This is a genomic window from Variovorax sp. HJSM1_2 (genome assembly GCF_049316285.1).
In the GTDB taxonomy this organism is placed as follows: Bacteria; Pseudomonadota; Gammaproteobacteria; order Burkholderiales; family Burkholderiaceae_C; genus Rhodoferax_B.
Genome location: NZ_JBMOXA010000048.1, coordinates 1 through 16,129 on the forward strand (window position 1 = coordinate 1; position 16,129 = coordinate 16,129).

Genomic DNA, 16,129 nt, shown 5'->3' on the forward strand with positions numbered 1-16,129 from the left:
GTAACAGTCGTTCACGGCCGCCGATCTGTCAGATTGCGCAGCGCAAGGGCCGAATGCGGCTGCTGAGCCGCTTAAACTCGCGGGCTTCGATTGAATCCCCAGTGTTCGCGTTCTCATGCAAAAAATCATTCGCCAGCTAGCCGCCGAGATCAAGGTGCGGGAAGAGCAAGTCAAGTCCGCTGTCGAGTTGCTCGATGGCGGCGCCACCGTTCCCTTCATCGCCCGTTACCGCAAGGAAGTCACTGGCGGTTTGGATGACATCCAGCTGCGTGAACTGGAAGCGCGCCTGAGCTACCTGCGCGAAATGGAAGACCGGCGCGAAGCCATACTGCAAAACATTGAAGAGCAGGGCAAGCTGACCGACAGCCTGCGTGCTGCGCTGATGGCCGCCGGTACTAAACAGGAATTGGAAGACTTGTACCTGCCGTATAAGACCAAGCGTCGCACCAAGGGGCAGATCGCACGTGAAGCCGGCATTGAGCCGCTGGCGGATCGCCTGTTTGAGAACCCAAGCCTGGTGCCCGCAGACGAGGCACAGGCTTTTGTCAAAGCCGAAAAGGGCGAGGGTGGTGAAGACTTCACCAGCGTGCCAGCGGTGCTGGACGGTGTGCGCGACATCCTCAGCGAACGCTGGGCCGAAGACGCTGGCCTGGTGCAAAACCTGCGCCAATGGCTTTGGAGCGAAGGCCTGCTGCGCAGCCGCCGCGTCGACGCCAAGGACGAAAACAATCCAGACGTGGCCAAGTTCCGCGACTACTTTGACTACGAGGAGCCGATAGGCAACGTGCCGTCGCACCGCGCGCTGGCGGTGTTCCGGGGCCGAGGCCTGGAAATCCTGGACGTCAAGTTGGCCCTGCCGGTAGACCCGGAGCCGGGCAAACCATCGATGGCCGAAGGCCGTATTGCCATCCACCTGGGCTGGAGCCACTCAGGCCGTCCAGCCGACGACCTGCTGCGCAAGTGTGTCGCCTGGACCTGGCGCGTCAAGCTGAGCCTGTCCACCGAGCGCGACTTGTTTGCCCGCCTGCGCGAAGACGCTGAAAAAGTCGCCATCAAGGTGTTTGCCGATAATCTGCGCGATCTGTTGTTGGCCGCTCCGGCCGGCGCCCGGGTGGTGCTGGGCTTAGACCCAGGCATACGCACCGGCGTCAAGGTGACGGTGGTCGACACCACGGGCAAGCTGGTCGACACCTCTACCGTATTCCCGCACGAGCCGCGCCGCGACTGGGATGGCTCACTACACACGCTGGCCCGCCTGTGCGAAAAACATGGCGTGAACCTGATCGCCATTGGCAATGGCACGGCCAGCCGAGAAACCGACAAGCTGGCAGGCGATCTGATCAAGCTGCTGGCCAAGGCCCGGCCCGACCATCTGGTTGAAAAAGTGGTGGTGAGTGAAGCCGGCGCCTCGGTGTATTCGGCGAGCGAATTTGCCTCGCAGGAAATGCCCGATGTGGACGTGAGCCTGCGTGGTGCGGCCAGCATTGCGCGCCGCCTGCAAGACCCGTTGGCCGAACTGGTGAAGATCGACCCCAAGAGCATTGGTGTCGGCCAATACCAGCACGACGTGAACCAAAGCGAACTCGCGCGGACGTTGGAGGCCGTGGTCGAAGACTGTGTGAACTCTGTGGGTGTGGACCTGAACACCGCCAGCGTGCCGCTGCTCAGCCGTGTGTCCGGCCTGTCAGCCAGCGTGGCCAAGGCCGTGGTGCGTTGGCGCGAGGCCAACGGTGCGTTCAAGAACCGCCAGCAGTTGATGGCCGTGACCGGCCTGGGCGCCAAAACCTTTGAGCAATGCGCTGGCTTCCTGCGCATTCGCGGCGGTGACAACCCGCTGGACGTGACCGGTGTACACCCGGAAACCTACCCCGTGGTCGAGCAAATCATCAGCACCACCGGCAAGCCCGTGGCCGAGTTGATGGGCCGCGCCGAAGTGCTGAAAACGCTGCGCCCCGAGCTCTACGCCAACGAGCGCTTTGGTGTGATCACTGTCAAAGACATCCTGGGCGAACTGGAAAAACCGGGACGTGATCCGCGTCCCGACTTCAAGGTGGCGCGTTTCAACGACGGTGTGGAGGACATCAAAGACCTGGTCGAAGGCATGGTGCTTGAAGGCACGGTGAGCAACGTGGCGCAGTTCGGCGCGTTCATTGACATCGGTGTGCACCAGGACGGCTTGGTGCATGTGAGCCAACTGGCGCACAAGTTCGTCAACGACGCGCGCGAAGTGGTGAAGACCGGTGACATCGTCAAGGTCAAGGTCATGGAGGTCGACGTGCCGCGCAAACGCATTGGCTTGTCGATGAAGCTCGACGCTGCACCTGCGCGCCGTGACGGACCGCGTGACAACCGATTCGAAGGCGCGGGACGTGGTCAATCGGTTCCACGTCGCGGCAACGAGCCCGCTGCCCCATCGGCCATGGCTTCGGCGTTTGCCAAGCTGCAAAACCGGCGCTAGGGCGCTCACCCGGGTGTGAGGAGGCGGCAACTCTGGCCGTCTGTCTGTCGCGCGCATGTCGAAAGCATGCGGCTTGGCGCGGCACCGGACGACAGAATGCTTACATCCGTAACATAATCGTCTCATTCATTCACCGGAGCCCGCACCCATGGAGTTGAACGTCCTGCTGTCTTCCGAAGCAGCGCTGCCCAGCATGCCCAAGGTGGTGGCGTTGCTGCTGAGCGAGTTGGGGCGCCCCGACCCCGATTTGCGCAAGCTCAGCCAGTTGATCAGCACCGACGTTGCCTTGACCGCCCGCCTGCTCACGCTGGCGAATTCGTCCATGTTCCAGCTCGAACGCAAGGTGAGCAATATTCCCGAAGCCCTGGCGGTTCTCGGGGTTGACCACTTGCGCTCGGTGGCTTCAGCCGCCGCTTTGTGTGGCAGCTTTCGTGCGGTGCCCGGCATAGACCTGACACATTTCTGGCGCTACAGCGTCAACGTGGCCAAGATTTCGCGCTCCTTGGCCGGCATGGTCAAGCAAAGCCCGGCCACGGCCTTTACCGCGGGTTTGATCCACGGTGTGGGTGAATTGGTGATGCACTTGGGCATGCCTGATACGGTCGTGCCCCTGAACCAGACCACGCCGCCACTGGATCTGCGCCGCGCCAAGATTGAACAGCGCAGCTTTGGCTACTGTTATGCCGAAGTCGGCGCCGGCCTGGCTCGCAAGTGGCAGTTTCCAGATCTGATCGTGGACGCGCTGGCACACCAGATCGAGCCTTTCGACAACGACGTGTACGAGCCCCTGGCCGGCGTATTGCATCTGGCCACCTGGCGCGCCCGCGCCAAGGAAGCGCAGTTCGATGAACGCGCCTTGGCTGTGAGTTTCCCCGACGTGGTGGGGCTGACCCTGGGGCTGGACATCGACATGGTGTTGCAGCAAGACCCGATTGACTGGAGTGCGCGCAGCGACTTGGCCGCCTTTGCGTGAGCCTATGGCGCTTGCGTCGCGCAGCTTCCCAGCATGCGGCCTGCAAGGGGGCTTAGTTCTGCTGCATGCCCGCCACCAGCGTGTTGACGTTGTAGCGCATCATTTCCAGATAGGTCGCACCCGGCTGGCCGGGGGCTGACAAGGCATCGGCATACAGCGCCGGGCCCAGCTTCACGCCAGCTTCGGCGGCCAACTGTGTGATCAGCTTGGGATTGCTCATGTTCTCGAAAAACACCGCCTTGGTCTTTTCGCGCTTGATCTGGCGCACCAGTGCGGCCACGTCCTTGGCGCTGGCTTCGGCTTCTGAGCTGATGCCTTGTGGCGCGCGGAAACGCAGCTTGTAGTGTTTGGCAAAGTAGCCAAAGGCGTCGTGCGAGGTGATGACGCGGCGCTTGGCTTCGGGCAAGGCGGCGAACTGGGCCTGGGCCCAGGTGTCGAACGCGCGCAGCTGCGTGATGTAGGCGGCGCTGTTGGCCTGGTATACCGGCGCGCCCGTGGGGTCGGCCTGGCTCAGCGCGGCGCTGATGTTGCGCACGTAGGTGATCACGTTGGTGGGGTCTTGCCAAGCGTGTGGATCACTTTCGCCGTGGTCATGACCGTGGCCGTGCTCATGGTCGTCACCCTCGGCGGCCATGGCCTTGACCCCTTTGGAGGCCACGGCCTGGATGCCGCTGTAGCTGACCGCCTTCACCAGCTTGCCCAGCCAAGGCTCAAAGCCTAGGCCATTGCTCACCAGTACACGGGCCTGCAGCAGTTTTTTGGCGTCGACCGGTGAAGGCTCGAAGACGTGGGCATCCTGGTTGGCCGCCACCAAGGTTTGCACCTCTACACGCTCGCCGCCGACCACACGCGTCAGGTCGGCCAGGATGCTGAAGCTGGCGGTCACGGGCATGGGCGCGGGCACTTTGGCGGCCGGGGTTTGCGCGAATGCGGCCAGGGGCAGGGCAGTGGCGCAGGCCAAGGCTGCGGCGGCTGAAAACTTCAACATGGTGAACAACTCCTTCAAACAAAAATCAAGCTTGTGAATGGCCGCGTGCATGCTCATGGTCATGCTGGCGCGCCGCGCGCCAACGCGGCCACCAGCCGCGTGGTGCCACCAGCAAGGCTGCGGCGTACAACACCCCGGCGCAAACGATGATGGTGGGGCCCGACGCCGTACCGAGGTGGTAGGACAGCAGCAGCCCGGCATAACCGGCTAGTGCCGCCTGCACCACGGCGGCGGTTATCTGGCCGGGCAGGGTGTCTGACCACAGGCGCGAGGCCACGGCGGGCAAGGTCATCAAGCCCACCGACATCAGCGTGCCCATGGTTTGGAAACCGGCGACCAGATTCAGCACCACCAGCACCAGGAAGCCTTGCTGCACCAGGCCCCCATGGCGGCCACTGGCGGCCATGAAGCTGGGGTCAAAACTCTCCAACAACAGCGCGCGGTAGGCCAGCGCCACACCGGCCAGGCTGAGGGTGGCTACAGCGGCCACCAGCAGCAGCCCATTGGCGTCCACACCCAAGGCGCTACCAAACAAGATGTGCAACAGGTCGAGCTGGCTGGCGCGTTGCGACACCAGCAACACCCCCAGCGCTAGGGCCACAAGGTAAAGCGCGGCCAGGCTGGCGTCTTCTTTCAACACCGTGGCGCGGCTGATGAGGCCGGCCACGGCCGCCACGGCCAGGCCCGCGAGCACACCACCCACCGTCATGGCGGTGAGCGACAGGCCAAAAAACATAAAACCGATGGCGACACCGGGCAACACTGCGTGGCTCAGGGCTTCGCCAAACAGGCTCATGCGGCGCAAGGTCAGCAACACGCCCAGCGGCGCGGCGCCCAGGGCCAGTGCCCAGGACGACACCAGGGCGCGGCGCATGAAGGCGAACTCCTGGAACGGTGCGATCAGCAAGTCGTAGAGCGGGTTGTCGAGCAAGTCCAGCAGGTTGAAGTCGATCGGCGCCATCACAGTGCTCCTTCAGGCACCAACACGCGTGGTGCGGCGGCATGCGCGTGGTGTTCGGCATGGTGCTCGGCCATCACCTGCGCGCGCGCCAGGTGCTGCGGCGTCAGCACGTCCGCCGTGGCGCCCCAGGCCACCACGCTGCGCGACAGCAGCAAGGTCTGCGGAAAATGCGCGGCCACCTGTGCAGCGTCGTGCAACACCGCCACCACGGTGCGGCCTTCGGTGTGCCACTGCTGCACCAGGCCGAGCAAGGCGCGGGTGGTGCGGCTGTCCACGGCGTTAAAGGGTTCGTCTAGCAAGATCAGCTCGGCGTCCTGCACCAGCACACGCGCAAACAACAAGCGCTGAAACTGGCCCACGGACAAGGCGCTTACCGGGCGGCGTGCCAGGTCGGCCAGGCCCACGGTTTCCAACGCCTGGTCTACGCGTTTCTGGCGTTGTGCACCCACGCCGCCCAACGCGCCGGTGACGGGCCACGTGCCTAGCAGGGCGCAGTCGCGCACACTGATGGGGAAGCCACGGTCGACTTGCGCTTGTTGCGGCAGGTAGGCGATGCGTTCTTTTTTCGCCGCCACCTTCAGTGTGCCGCCGCTGGCCGGATGCAGGCCCAGCAGCGATTTGCACAGCGTGCTTTTGCCTGCGCCGTTGGGGCCGACCACGGCGGTCAACGAGCCCGTGGTGATCTCGCCGCTGACTTGCAGCAGCGCGGGCTGGCCGCGGTAGTGGGCGCAGAAGTCGTCAAGAATGACCATGCTCATGACACGTCCGCCAGCGCCCAGGCCACGGCGGCCCACAGCAACAACAAGGCCGGGCTCACGGCCAGCAAACGCAGCCACGCAGGCCAGGCGAGAAAACTTTCGCGCCACGGAAAAAGCGCTTGGCGCGGGGCGGAAGAAGTGTGGGGGTGGGGTGTCATGACGCGGAAAACCGGAGATAATGCAACTGAATTGCATCTTATTCTATTGCAACTTTGTTGCATTAGATAAATTTTGTCATGCAAGGAAACGTTATGCGCACCGAAACCTCTGCTGTTGATGATCTCCTGGCCCGCCACGGTCTGCGGCGGACGGCGGGCGCGCGCGCCGTTTTGGGCTGGCTGCTAGACCATGCCGACACCAGCTACACCCATGCGGAGTTGCAGGATGCGTTGACGCAAGACGGCGTGCCCGCAGTTGACCGCGTGACGCTCTACCGCCTGGTCGACCGCATGGCGCAGGCCGGTTTGCTGCTGAGCACCGTGGACGCGCAACGCGTGCGCCACTACCAGGCGATGAACCCCGGCGTGGACGAGCCGACCATGGTGGCGCCGCACTTTGAATGCCGCGCCTGCCACCGCGACCTGCCGCTCACGCCCGAGGCGGAAGAGACCAATGCCAAGCTGGAAGCCGCCGCCAAGGCCGCGCTCAAGGCGCTGGAGGACCTGGGCCACCACGGCGTGAGCCTGGACTTGTCTATGCGCGGCGTGTGCTCAGACTGCACACCCAGCCCGCTGAAGGGCCACGCGCCCAATCCATCACCTTCCGCCTAGTGTTTGGTGTGATGCAGCACTTGGGCCGCCGACCTCGGGCCATGCCCCGTTTAGCGGCCGGGCTGCTGGTCTTTGCGCTGCTATGGACGCAATGGCTGGGTGTTGTGCACCAGGAAATCCACCCGGCATTGGCGCAGCCGGCTGCGCTGCAAGCCCAGCAGCATAGCCACGCCGCAGCGTCTGCCTTGCACGCGGTGCTGGAGCGACTGCTCGGCCACCACGACGACGGCATCCACGCCGCAGACTGCCGGCTTTACGACCAACTGAGCCACGCCGATGCCATGCCCGCATTGGCAGCGGCTTTGGTCATGCCACCGGCGTGGCCGGCGGTTTTTCAGACGGCATTGCGCGCCCATGTGCTGCCAAGCTGGCGCGCCTGGTTCGACGCCCGAGGGCCTCCTCACTTGTGTTGAGTTTGCTTTAACCCCGCACGAACGCTTGGCCATTTGCTAAGCGTTGTTGCGGCCGTTTTCGTTCAACACAAGTTTTTATGAACCCACATTTTTCCCGCAACGCCAAGAGCGTTGCAGGCGCCGCCGTGCTGGCGTGCGCCAGCTTCCACGCGGCCGCACAAACTTCCGCACCATTCTCTGAAAAGACCAAAGAACTGTCCGAAGTCACCGTCACCGGCAACCCACTCGGTGCTGCAAATACCGTAGCGCCTTCCGCAGTAGTGACGGGCGACGCGCTCACATTACGCTTAAAGCCCACGTTGGGCGAAACGCTGGATGGCCTACCCGGCGTGAGCAGCACCTACTTTGGCCCCAACGCCAGCCGCCCCATCATCCGTGGGCTGGATGGCGACCGCATCCGGGTGCTGCAAAACAGCGGCGCCAGTGTGGATGCGTCGGCGCTGAGCTTCGACCACGCCGTGCCCATAGACCCGCTGACCACAGAGCGCATAGAAGTGCTGCGCGGCCCAAGCGCCTTGCTCTACGGCGGCAGCGCCGTGGGCGGCGTAGTCAACGCCATAGACAACCGCATTCCGCGTGAACCGATCAACGACGGCGCAGGTGGCGTGAGTGGCGAAGCACAACTCGGCTACGCCACTGGCAACCGCGAAAAAGACGCCGGTGTGCGCCTGGAGACCGGCACCAACAAGTTTGGCCTGCACGTCGACGTGTTCGACCGCAAGACTTCCGACGTGCGTGTGCCCACCGACCTGGCCTGCGAAAAGCCCGGCTCGGCCAACCCTGCGCGGCGCATCTGCAATTCGGCCAGCGAAACCAAGGGCGGGGCGGTGGGCGGCGCGCTGTTTTTTGACCAGGGTTACCTGGGGGCCTCGGTCAGCCAATACCGCAGCGACTACGGCACCGTGGCCGAAGACGAGGTCACCATAGGCATGCGCAGCAACCGTTATGCGCTGGAAGGCGCCTGGCGCAACCCGGGCGGCGCCATCACCGGCATCAAGGCGCAGTTTGCCCACACCGATTACCGTCACACCGAGTTCGAGGGCGCAGAGGCGGGCACCACGTTCACCAACCAGGGCAACGACTTTCGTATTGAGGCACGCCATGCCGCCATCGGGCCGCTGGAAGGCGTGATTGGCCTGCAGGGCGACAACGGCCACTTTGCCGCCGAGGGCGACGAAGCCTTTGCGCCGCCCAGCCGCACGCGCAATCTGGCGTTGTTTGCGCTGGAAGAATGGCGCACCGGCTGGGGCAAGCTGAGCTTTGGTGCGCGCGTGGAGAAGGTGCGCGTCAGCTCTGAAGGCAGCAGCGAGATCGACCGCTTTGTGGCCGGCGAGCGCAACTTCACGCCGTTCAGCCTGGCCTTGGGCGGCCTGGTGAATCTCACGCCAACCTGGCAGCTCACGTCCAACCTGGCATCGACCCAGCGCGCGCCCAAGGACTACGAGTTGTACGCCAACGGCCCACACCTGGCCACGGCGGTCTGGGAAACCGGCAACCCGAACCTGGGCCTGGAAAAATCCACCAGCCTGGACCTGGGCGTGGCCTGGAAAGACGGCGGCCACAGCTTTGCGCTCACCGGCTACGCCATGCACTTCAGCAACTACATAGGGCTGGACTTCACCGGCGACACACGCGGCGTGGACGGCAGCGTCAACCCCGATCCGGCCAGCGGCGAAGAAACCCTGGACGACACCCGTTACAGCGGTGTGCGTGCGCGTTTTGTGGGCCTGGAGGCCAGCGGCAGCATACGCCTGCTGGGCGAAGACGGCCTGCAGCAAAGCGTCGACGGCCACCGGCTCGACCTTCTGTTGCGCGGCGACCTGGTGCGCGCCAGCAACCTCAGCAGTGGTGAACCCTTGCCACGCATTGCGCCGCTGCGCCTGGGCGCGTCGCTGGCCTGGCGCCGCGCCGCCTGGGGCGCGAGCCTGGGGGCCGACTACTACGCCGCGCAAGACCGTGTGCCAAGCGTGGGCCAGCGTGCCACCGAGGCCTACACCCTGGTCAACGCCTCGGTGGACTACAGCCAGAACCTGGGGCGCTCGCAGGCCCTGTGGTACGCGCGTTTGGACAACCTGACCGATAAGCTGGCCTACAGCGCCACCTCGGTGCTGACCACCACGGCCTTCCCCAAAGCGCCGCTACCGGGTCGCAGCTTGAAGGTGGGTGTGAAATTGACGTTCTGATGTGTTGATAATCGAGGGCTGATTTAATGAGACCGGGTGCGGCAATGCACCCGGTCTTCTCCCGCAAAGCCTCAAGGACGATTTTCATGACAGCGCAAGGATTCACCACCAACATCGTGCACGCAGACAGTGCCTTCGGCACTGAGCACGGTGCCGTGCACAAACCGGTTCATAACTCGGTGCAATTTGGTTTTGACACGGTGGAAGACCTGATCGGCATGTTTCAGGGCACGCTCAAGGGTGCCTACAGCTATTCGCGCCAGGGCACGCCCACCACGGCAGCGTTGGAGGCCAAGATCACGCGCATGGAAGACGGCGTGGGTTCGGTGTCGTTTGCCACCGGCATGGCCGCCATCTGCGGCTTGTTTTTCACGCTGCTGCGCAGTGGTGACCACCTGGTGATGAGCCAGTTTGTTTTTGGCAACACCAATAGCATTGCCGACACCTTGCGCGGCCTGGGTGTGGACGTGAGCATGGTTGACGCGACCGACGCCCAGGCTGTGGCCGCCGTTGTGCGCCCCAACACCCGCATGGTGTTTGTCGAAACCGTGGCCAACCCCGGCACGCAGATTGCCGACCTCGAAGGCATAGGCGCGCTGTGCCAGCAGCACGGCCTGGTCTACGTGGTGGACAACACCATACTCTCGCCCGCGCTGTTCCGCGCCAAGACGGTGGGCGCCTCCATCGTGATGAACTCGCTGACCAAAAGCATCGCCGGCCACGGCAGTGCACTCGGTGGCTCGTTGACCGACACCGGCCTGTTCGACTGGACCCAATACCCCAACATTGCCGAGGCCTACCGCAAGGGCGACACCGCGCAATGGGGCCTGACGCAGATCCGCAAGAAGGGCCTGCGCGACATGGGCGGCACCTTGAGCGCCGACCACACACACCGCATCGCCCTGGGCGCCGAAACCCTGGTGCTGCGCCAGCGCCAGGCCAGCGCCAGTACCCTGGCCCTGGCGCAGTTTTTGGAAAGCCACCCGGCCATCGCCAAGGTGAACTACCCCATGCTGCCCTCGCATCCGCAACACGAGCGTGCGCTCAAACACTTCAGCGCGGGCTCGTGGCTGCTGTCGTTTGAGTTGCGTGACGCCAGCGACATGTTGGCCTTTGTCAACCGGCTGCAACTGCCGGTGAAGGCCACCGGCCTGGGCGACACGCGCACGCTGATCATCCCCGTGGCACCCACCATCTTCTGGGAAGCCGGTGCTGAAGTGCGCGCCGCCATGGGTATTGCCGATGGGCTGGTGCGCCTGTCCGTGGGCCTGGAGGAAACCGCCGACCTGCTGGCCGATTTCAAACAAGCCCTGGGTTGACAGCCTTTCCCGGCCCGGCGAGGATGGCCGGGCAAGGGGGCCGCGGGCTCCTGCACAAATGGAGCGTCTAGCCTATGGTTGCCCGTGCCAGTGTTTCATCCCGCAAGTCCCCAGCCGTGAAGCGCCGAGCCGCCGCCCCGGCCAAGCCAGTGCTCAAAAGCACTACCAAGCCCCCCACCAAAGCGATTGCCAAAGCCGCCGCCCAATCGGCGCTGGAATCCTTTGGTGAACCGGTGACCCAGGCGGCACCCAAAGCCAAACCCACACCCGAACGCCAGCGCAAAGAAATCAACCTGGCGCTGCAGGGTGGCGGCTCGCATGGTGCTTTCAGTTGGGGCGTGCTCGACGAGTTGCTGCGCGACGGCCGGGTGCGCATAGGCGCCATCAGTGGTACTTCGGCCGGCGCCATGAACGCCGTGCTGGTGGCCGATGGCATGGCAGAAGGCGGCCCCGAGCGTGGCTCGGAATGCGCCCGGCAAAAGCTAGAAGGTTTTTGGGCCGACATTGCCCAGCGCGCCCGATTCAGCCCCTTGCAGCGTAGCCCTCTGGACGTGCTGCGCGGCAATTGGAGCCTGGACAATTCGCCGGTGTACACCTTGCTCAGCGCCGCGCAACGCATGTGGTCGCCGACCCAGCTCAATCCTCTGCAAATCAATCCACTGCGCGAGGTATTGCTGGCGCATGTCGACTTTGAGCGTGTGCATGCCTGTCCGCTGCCGCAGCTTTTTGTGGCCGCCACCAATGTCAAAACCGGCCGCGTGAAGATTTTTGACAATGTCAACGTCACGGCTGACGCGGTGATGGCCTCGGCCTGCCTGCCCGATCTTTTTCCGGCGGTGGAGATTGGCGGCGAGTCCTATTGGGACGGAGGTTATGCGGGCAACCCGCCATTGTTCCCGCTGATCAGCCGCACGCCATGCTCAGACATTGTGGTGGTGCAAATCAACCCGATCGAGCGTGAAGGCATTCCACACACAGCGGCCGAAATCCACAGCCGCATCAACGAGATCACCTTCAACCAAAGCCTGCTGAAAGAACTGCGCGCGATTGAGTTTGTACAGCGGCTGATCGAGCAAGGTGCTGTGGACCCCAAGCGCTACCGTTCGCTGCGCTGCCACTTGATCGAAAACCAGGAAGCGCTGCGACCGCTGGGCGCCACCTCCAAGATGAACGCCGAGTGGGCCTTTTTGGTGCATCTGCGCGAGATCGGCCGACAGACCGCTGCCGCCTGGCTGACGCAAAATTTCGACGCGCTGGGCGAGCGCGGCACACTGCAGATTGGCCCCATGCTGGACGAGTAGGCCTGTTGCTTAAACAGGCACTCTGGCCAACTTTACATGCCGCGCCACAAATGACGTCAACCGCGCCCGGCGCCATTCGGTTGAACCCCTTATGAACAAGTTTGCGCGCCGTTGTTGTGCCGCCGTCGCCGTGATCAGCCTGGCCTGGTTGGCCGGGTGTGCGCAACCCGGCGCGCCGGTGAAGGCCTGGCCCGAACTGGCGGGTGTGTCCCAGAGCACGCTGCCGCCCGCCACCCAACTGGCATGGTTGAACCGTGTGACCTGGGGCGCCAACCCCAGCAGCCAGGCCACATTCGCCAGGCTTGGTCTGGCGCCCTGGCTGGAGCAGCAATTGAGCGGTGGGCCGGTTATTCTGCCGCTCGAGGCCCAGGCGCAGATCGATGCCATGGCGATCACGCAGCAGACACTTCCGCAACTGGCAGCGGCGCTGGAGCTGCAACGCAAGGCCATAGACGGCCTTGCCGACCCGGCCGAGAAACTGGCCGCACGCCAGGCCTACCAGCAAGAGTTGACGCGGCTGCTACGTGAAACCCAGCAGCGCTTTTTATTGCGCGCCTTGTACGCGCCCCAGCAGTTGCAGGAACAGATGGTGTGGTTCTGGATGAACCATTTCAGCGTCAATGGACGCAGGGAGAACCTGCGTGTGGCCTTGGGCGACTACGAAGAAAACGCCATCCGGCCACACGCGCTGGGCAAGTTTCGAGACCTGCTGGGCGCCACCGTGCGGCACCCGGCCATGCTGCGTTACCTGGACAACGTGCAAAACGCCAACAAACGCGTGAACGAGAACTACGCACGCGAGCTGATGGAGCTGCACACCCTGGGGGTGAATGGCGGTTATGACCAGGCCGACGTGCAGGCCCTGGCGCGGGTGTTGACCGGCGTAGGCGTGACGCTGCGGGCCGAAGCCGGGCCGCCTGCGAATGTGCCACCCGCGCTGATCCGGGATTACGTGCGCGACGGCCTGTTTGAGTTCAACCCCCAGCGGCACGACTATGGCCCCAAAACCTTGCTTGGCCAGCCCATGACCGCGCGTGGCCTGGCCGAAGTGGACCAGGCGCTCGACCGTCTGGCGCGTGCACCGGCCACCGCGCGGTTCATCTCACACAAGCTGGCGATGTACTTCGTGGCGGACGAGCCGCCGCCCGCGTTGGTCGCGCGTATGGCGGCGAGTTTCAGCCGCACCGATGGCGACATCGCCGCCACGCTGGCGACGATGTTTGCCTCGGCCGAGTTCAGCGCGTCCCTGGGGCAGCAGTTCCGCGACCCCTTGCATTACGTGCTGGCCGGCGTACGCCTGGCCTACGATGGACGGGTGGTGCGCAATGTCGCGCCCATGCTGGCCTGGCTGACCCGCATGGGCGAGCCGCTGCATGGCCAAGGCACGCCCGATGGCTACCCCTTGCAGCGTTCGGCTTGGGCCAGCGCAGGCCAGATGAGCACGCGTTTTGAAATTGCGCGCCTGCTGGCGAGCAACGGCGCCACGCTGCTGCGCGCCGACGACAAACAGCCGCTGGAGACGCCAGCCTTTCCCCCTTTGGCGGCATCTTCGGCGGCACTGGCGCTGTACACCACACTGGGGCCGCGCACACGCCAGGCTTTGGCTGAGGCCCAGACACCGCAGGATTGGAATACCTACCTGCTGGCTTCACCCGAGTTCATGCACAGATGAGGCTGAACACACCCGGGCTTTGCGTATCGCGTGCTGCTGTGCCCCCTTGCAGGGTTACGGCAGAGCCGCTTCCACGCTGCTGGCCATGGACTCATCACGGGCAACCAGCGTTTGTGAGAAGGATTTGTGATGTTGCGACGTGAGCTTCTGAAAAACCTGGCAACCGTGCCGCTGACGGGTGTGGCTGGGCGCTTGATGGCGGCGCCCGCTGCACAGGGCAGCAAGCTGCTGCTGGTGTTTTTGCGCGGTGGCTACGACAGCGCCAATCTGCTCGTCCCCTATGCCAGCCCGTTTTATTACCAAGCCCGCCCGGGCATCGCAGTGCCGCGCCCGGGTGAGGTGAACGGGGCTTTGCCGTTGGACAACCGCTGGGGCCTGCATCCGGCGCTGGCGACCAGTGTGGCGCCGTTGTTCACCAAGGGGCAGCTTGCGTTGATGCCGTTTGCGGGCACACATGACCTTACCCGCAGCCACTTTGAAACCCAGGATGCAATCGAGCTTGGCTTGGCACAAAGCCAGAATCGGGAGGGCGGTTCTGGCTTTCTGAACCGGCTGGTCGGTGTGTTGAATGGCACGGCCGCAGCCAAGCTTTCGGCCATGGCGTTCACCGATCAACTGCCGCTGGTGCTGCGTGGCGAGGCCCGGGCTGCCAATATGGCGCTCAACGCCGTGGGGCGGCAAGCCGTGGATCAGCGGCAAAGCCGGGTGATCCAGAGCATGTACCGCGACACGGCTCTGGGCGCCATGGTGGAAGAGGGCTTCGCGGTACGCGAGGAGGTGCAACGCTCGGTCCAGGCCGAGATGGACGGTGCCAGCCGCAGCGCCATGAGCGCCAAGGGTTTTGAGCTGACTGCGCGGCGTGTGGCACGGCTCATGCGCGAGCGTTTCGACATCGGTTTTATCGACGTTGGCGGCTGGGATACCCACGTCGGCCAGGGCGCGGGCACCGGTTATCTGGCCAATCGTTTTGAGGAGTTGGGACGTGGCCTGGCAGGTTTTGCCGAGGAATTGGATGACAGCACCTGGCGCCGCAGCGTGGTGGTAGTGCTCAGCGAGTTTGGCCGCACCTTCCGCGAAAACGGCAACGGCGGCACCGACCACGGCCACGGCACGGTGTACTGGTTCTTGGGTGGCGGTCTGGCGGCACAGGCGGGAGGCCGGGTGATAGGCGAACAGGCCGAGGTGTCGGCCGCTGGCCTGTTCCAGAACCGTGACACACCGGTGCTCAATGAGTACCGCGCCGTACTGGGCGGCTTGTTTGCGCGCCTTTATGGCCTGTCGCCAGCCCAGCTAGAGCAGGTGTTTCCGGGCGGGCAGGCGAAGGACTTTGGGATTGTGTAGGCCCGGGGAGGCTCGGCGAACTGCGCCGGGTGCTGCTGCTCAACGCCCTGAACGCGCCCAGAAATCCAGCAGCAGTGCCAGCCCATCGCTTCCGTCAGCTCGTGCCGTGTTTGAAGGGGCTGCGTTCGGCCAGATCGTGCAGATAGTGCTGGATGCCCTCGCCCTCACGCGCCAGAAAGCGTTCCACGGCTTCAGCAAAGGCCGGGTGTGCCAGCCAGTGGGCGCTGGTGGTGCGCACGGGCATCAAGGCGCGGGCCATTTTGTGTTCGCCCTGGGCGCCGCCTTCAAACACGGCCACGCCGTGTTCTATGCACCACTGCAGGGGTTGGTAATAACAAGCTTCGAAGTGCAGGCAATCGACGCGCTCTAGTGCGCCCCAATAACGACCATAGGCCACGGTGGGGCCGGCGTGGGTGGACACCGCAATCAAGCTGCTCGCCACGGCCCGCCGCGCGTCACCGACACCACGTTCGGCAATGAACAGTACCCAGTTTTCGGCCATGGTCTGGGCCATCAGGCGAAAGAAGCTGCGGCTGAGGTAGGGCTTGTTGCCGTGCTCCAGATAGGTGCGCTCGTAGCAGCGGTAGAAGAAGTCCCAGTCGGCGGTGGTGATGTCAGCACCGCGTGCCCAGCGGAAGCTGACGCCAGCCTCAGCCACCTTGCGCCGCTCCTGGCGGATCTTCTTGCGTTTGTCTTGGTTCAGGCTGGTGAGGAAGTGCTCGAAGCTCGTGAAACGCGCCCCCTCGGGGGGCAGCGAGGACACGCCAGTGCCGAGCGTGGGGGCCACGGTTTCGCCGCTGGGCCGCCCCAAGGCGAAACGCGCCCCCTCGTGGGGCAGCGAGGACACGTCAGTGCCGGGCGTGGGGGCCACAGTTTCGCCGCCGGGCCGCCCCAAGGCGAAACGCGCCCCCTCGGGGGGCAGCGAGGACACGTCAGTGCCGGGCGTGGGGGCCACAGTTTCGCCGCCGGGCCGCCCCAAGGCGAAACGCGCC

Annotated in this window: 14 protein-coding genes; 9 read left to right on the plus strand and 5 right to left on the minus strand. The window is 64.4% G+C overall.

The genetic code is table 11. The features are described from left to right. The first annotated feature begins 115 nt into the window (after positions 1-115). Both ACFQ95_RS25385 and ACFQ95_RS25390 read left to right on the plus strand, forming a co-directional pair. Complete coding sequence (locus ACFQ95_RS25385) at positions 116-2,458, plus strand: Tex family protein (protein ID WP_422835665.1); 2,343 nt, start codon at positions 116-118, stop codon at positions 2,456-2,458. Positions 2,459-2,606: 148 nt separating this feature from the next. Then, positions 2,607-3,431 carry an HDOD domain-containing protein gene (locus ACFQ95_RS25390; protein WP_422835667.1) on the plus strand — a complete coding sequence of 275 codons (825 nt, stop codon included), beginning with the start codon at positions 2,607-2,609 and terminating at the stop codon, positions 3,429-3,431. A 52-nt stretch (positions 3,432-3,483) separates the two neighbouring features. Here the strand turns inward: ACFQ95_RS25390 and ACFQ95_RS25395 are convergent, their stop codons facing one another. The 4 genes from ACFQ95_RS25395 to ACFQ95_RS25410 are packed head-to-tail and all read right to left on the minus strand — an operon-like array spanning position 3,484 to position 6,296. Next, positions 3,484-4,419 carry a metal ABC transporter solute-binding protein, Zn/Mn family gene (locus tag ACFQ95_RS25395; RefSeq protein ID WP_422835669.1) on the minus strand — a complete coding sequence of 312 codons (936 nt, stop codon included), beginning with the start codon at positions 4,417-4,419 and terminating at the stop codon, positions 3,484-3,486. Positions 4,420-4,444: 25 nt separating this feature from the next. Beyond that, a complete protein-coding gene (locus ACFQ95_RS25400) occupies positions 4,445-5,380 on the minus strand; it encodes a metal ABC transporter permease (protein WP_422835671.1) in 936 nt (311 codons plus the stop codon). Further along, a complete protein-coding gene (locus ACFQ95_RS25405; protein ID WP_422835673.1) occupies positions 5,380-6,138 on the minus strand; it encodes a metal ABC transporter ATP-binding protein in 759 nt (252 codons plus the stop codon). The genes ACFQ95_RS25400 and ACFQ95_RS25405 overlap by 1 nt, the downstream gene beginning before the upstream one ends. Then, positions 6,135-6,296, minus strand: a complete 162-nt coding sequence (locus tag ACFQ95_RS25410) for a hypothetical protein (protein ID WP_422835675.1) — start codon at positions 6,294-6,296, stop codon at positions 6,135-6,137. Before ACFQ95_RS25410 ends, ACFQ95_RS25405 begins: the two co-directional genes overlap by 4 nt. 93 nt (positions 6,297-6,389) lie before the next feature. Between ACFQ95_RS25410 and ACFQ95_RS25415 the strand changes: the two genes are divergently transcribed. The 7 genes from ACFQ95_RS25415 to ACFQ95_RS25445 all read left to right on the plus strand — a co-directional run bounded on the left by ACFQ95_RS25415 (position 6,390) and on the right by ACFQ95_RS25445 (position 15,137). Then, positions 6,390-6,908: a Fur family transcriptional regulator gene (locus tag ACFQ95_RS25415; protein ID WP_422835677.1), complete on the plus strand. Its 519-nt coding sequence runs from the start codon at positions 6,390-6,392 to the stop codon at positions 6,906-6,908. Positions 6,909-6,949: 41 nt separating this feature from the next. Further along, positions 6,950-7,321: a hypothetical protein gene (locus tag ACFQ95_RS25420; protein WP_422835679.1), complete on the plus strand. Its 372-nt coding sequence runs from the start codon at positions 6,950-6,952 to the stop codon at positions 7,319-7,321. Positions 7,322-7,398: 77 nt separating this feature from the next. Continuing rightward, the gene (locus ACFQ95_RS25425; protein WP_422835681.1) at positions 7,399-9,504 is read left to right on the plus strand and encodes a TonB-dependent receptor; all 2,106 of its coding nucleotides are present in this window, start codon (positions 7,399-7,401) and stop codon (positions 9,502-9,504) included. An 86-nt stretch (positions 9,505-9,590) separates the two neighbouring features. Next, positions 9,591-10,823, plus strand: a complete 1,233-nt coding sequence (locus ACFQ95_RS25430; protein ID WP_422835683.1) for a cystathionine gamma-synthase family protein — start codon at positions 9,591-9,593, stop codon at positions 10,821-10,823. A 116-nt stretch (positions 10,824-10,939) separates the two neighbouring features. Next, positions 10,940-12,124: a patatin-like phospholipase family protein gene (locus tag ACFQ95_RS25435; protein WP_422835685.1), complete on the plus strand. Its 1,185-nt coding sequence runs from the start codon at positions 10,940-10,942 to the stop codon at positions 12,122-12,124. Between the two features lie 91 nt (positions 12,125-12,215). Next, positions 12,216-13,796, plus strand: a complete 1,581-nt coding sequence (locus ACFQ95_RS25440) for a DUF1800 domain-containing protein (protein WP_422835687.1) — start codon at positions 12,216-12,218, stop codon at positions 13,794-13,796. A 129-nt stretch (positions 13,797-13,925) separates the two neighbouring features. Continuing rightward, positions 13,926-15,137: a DUF1501 domain-containing protein gene (locus ACFQ95_RS25445; RefSeq protein ID WP_422835689.1), complete on the plus strand. Its 1,212-nt coding sequence runs from the start codon at positions 13,926-13,928 to the stop codon at positions 15,135-15,137. Positions 15,138-15,231: 94 nt separating this feature from the next. On the opposite strand, the gene ACFQ95_RS25450 is transcribed toward ACFQ95_RS25445, so the two are convergent. After that, on the minus strand, positions 15,232-16,129 hold an 898-nt coding region (locus tag ACFQ95_RS25450), incomplete at its 5' end, for a GNAT family N-acetyltransferase (protein ID WP_422835691.1).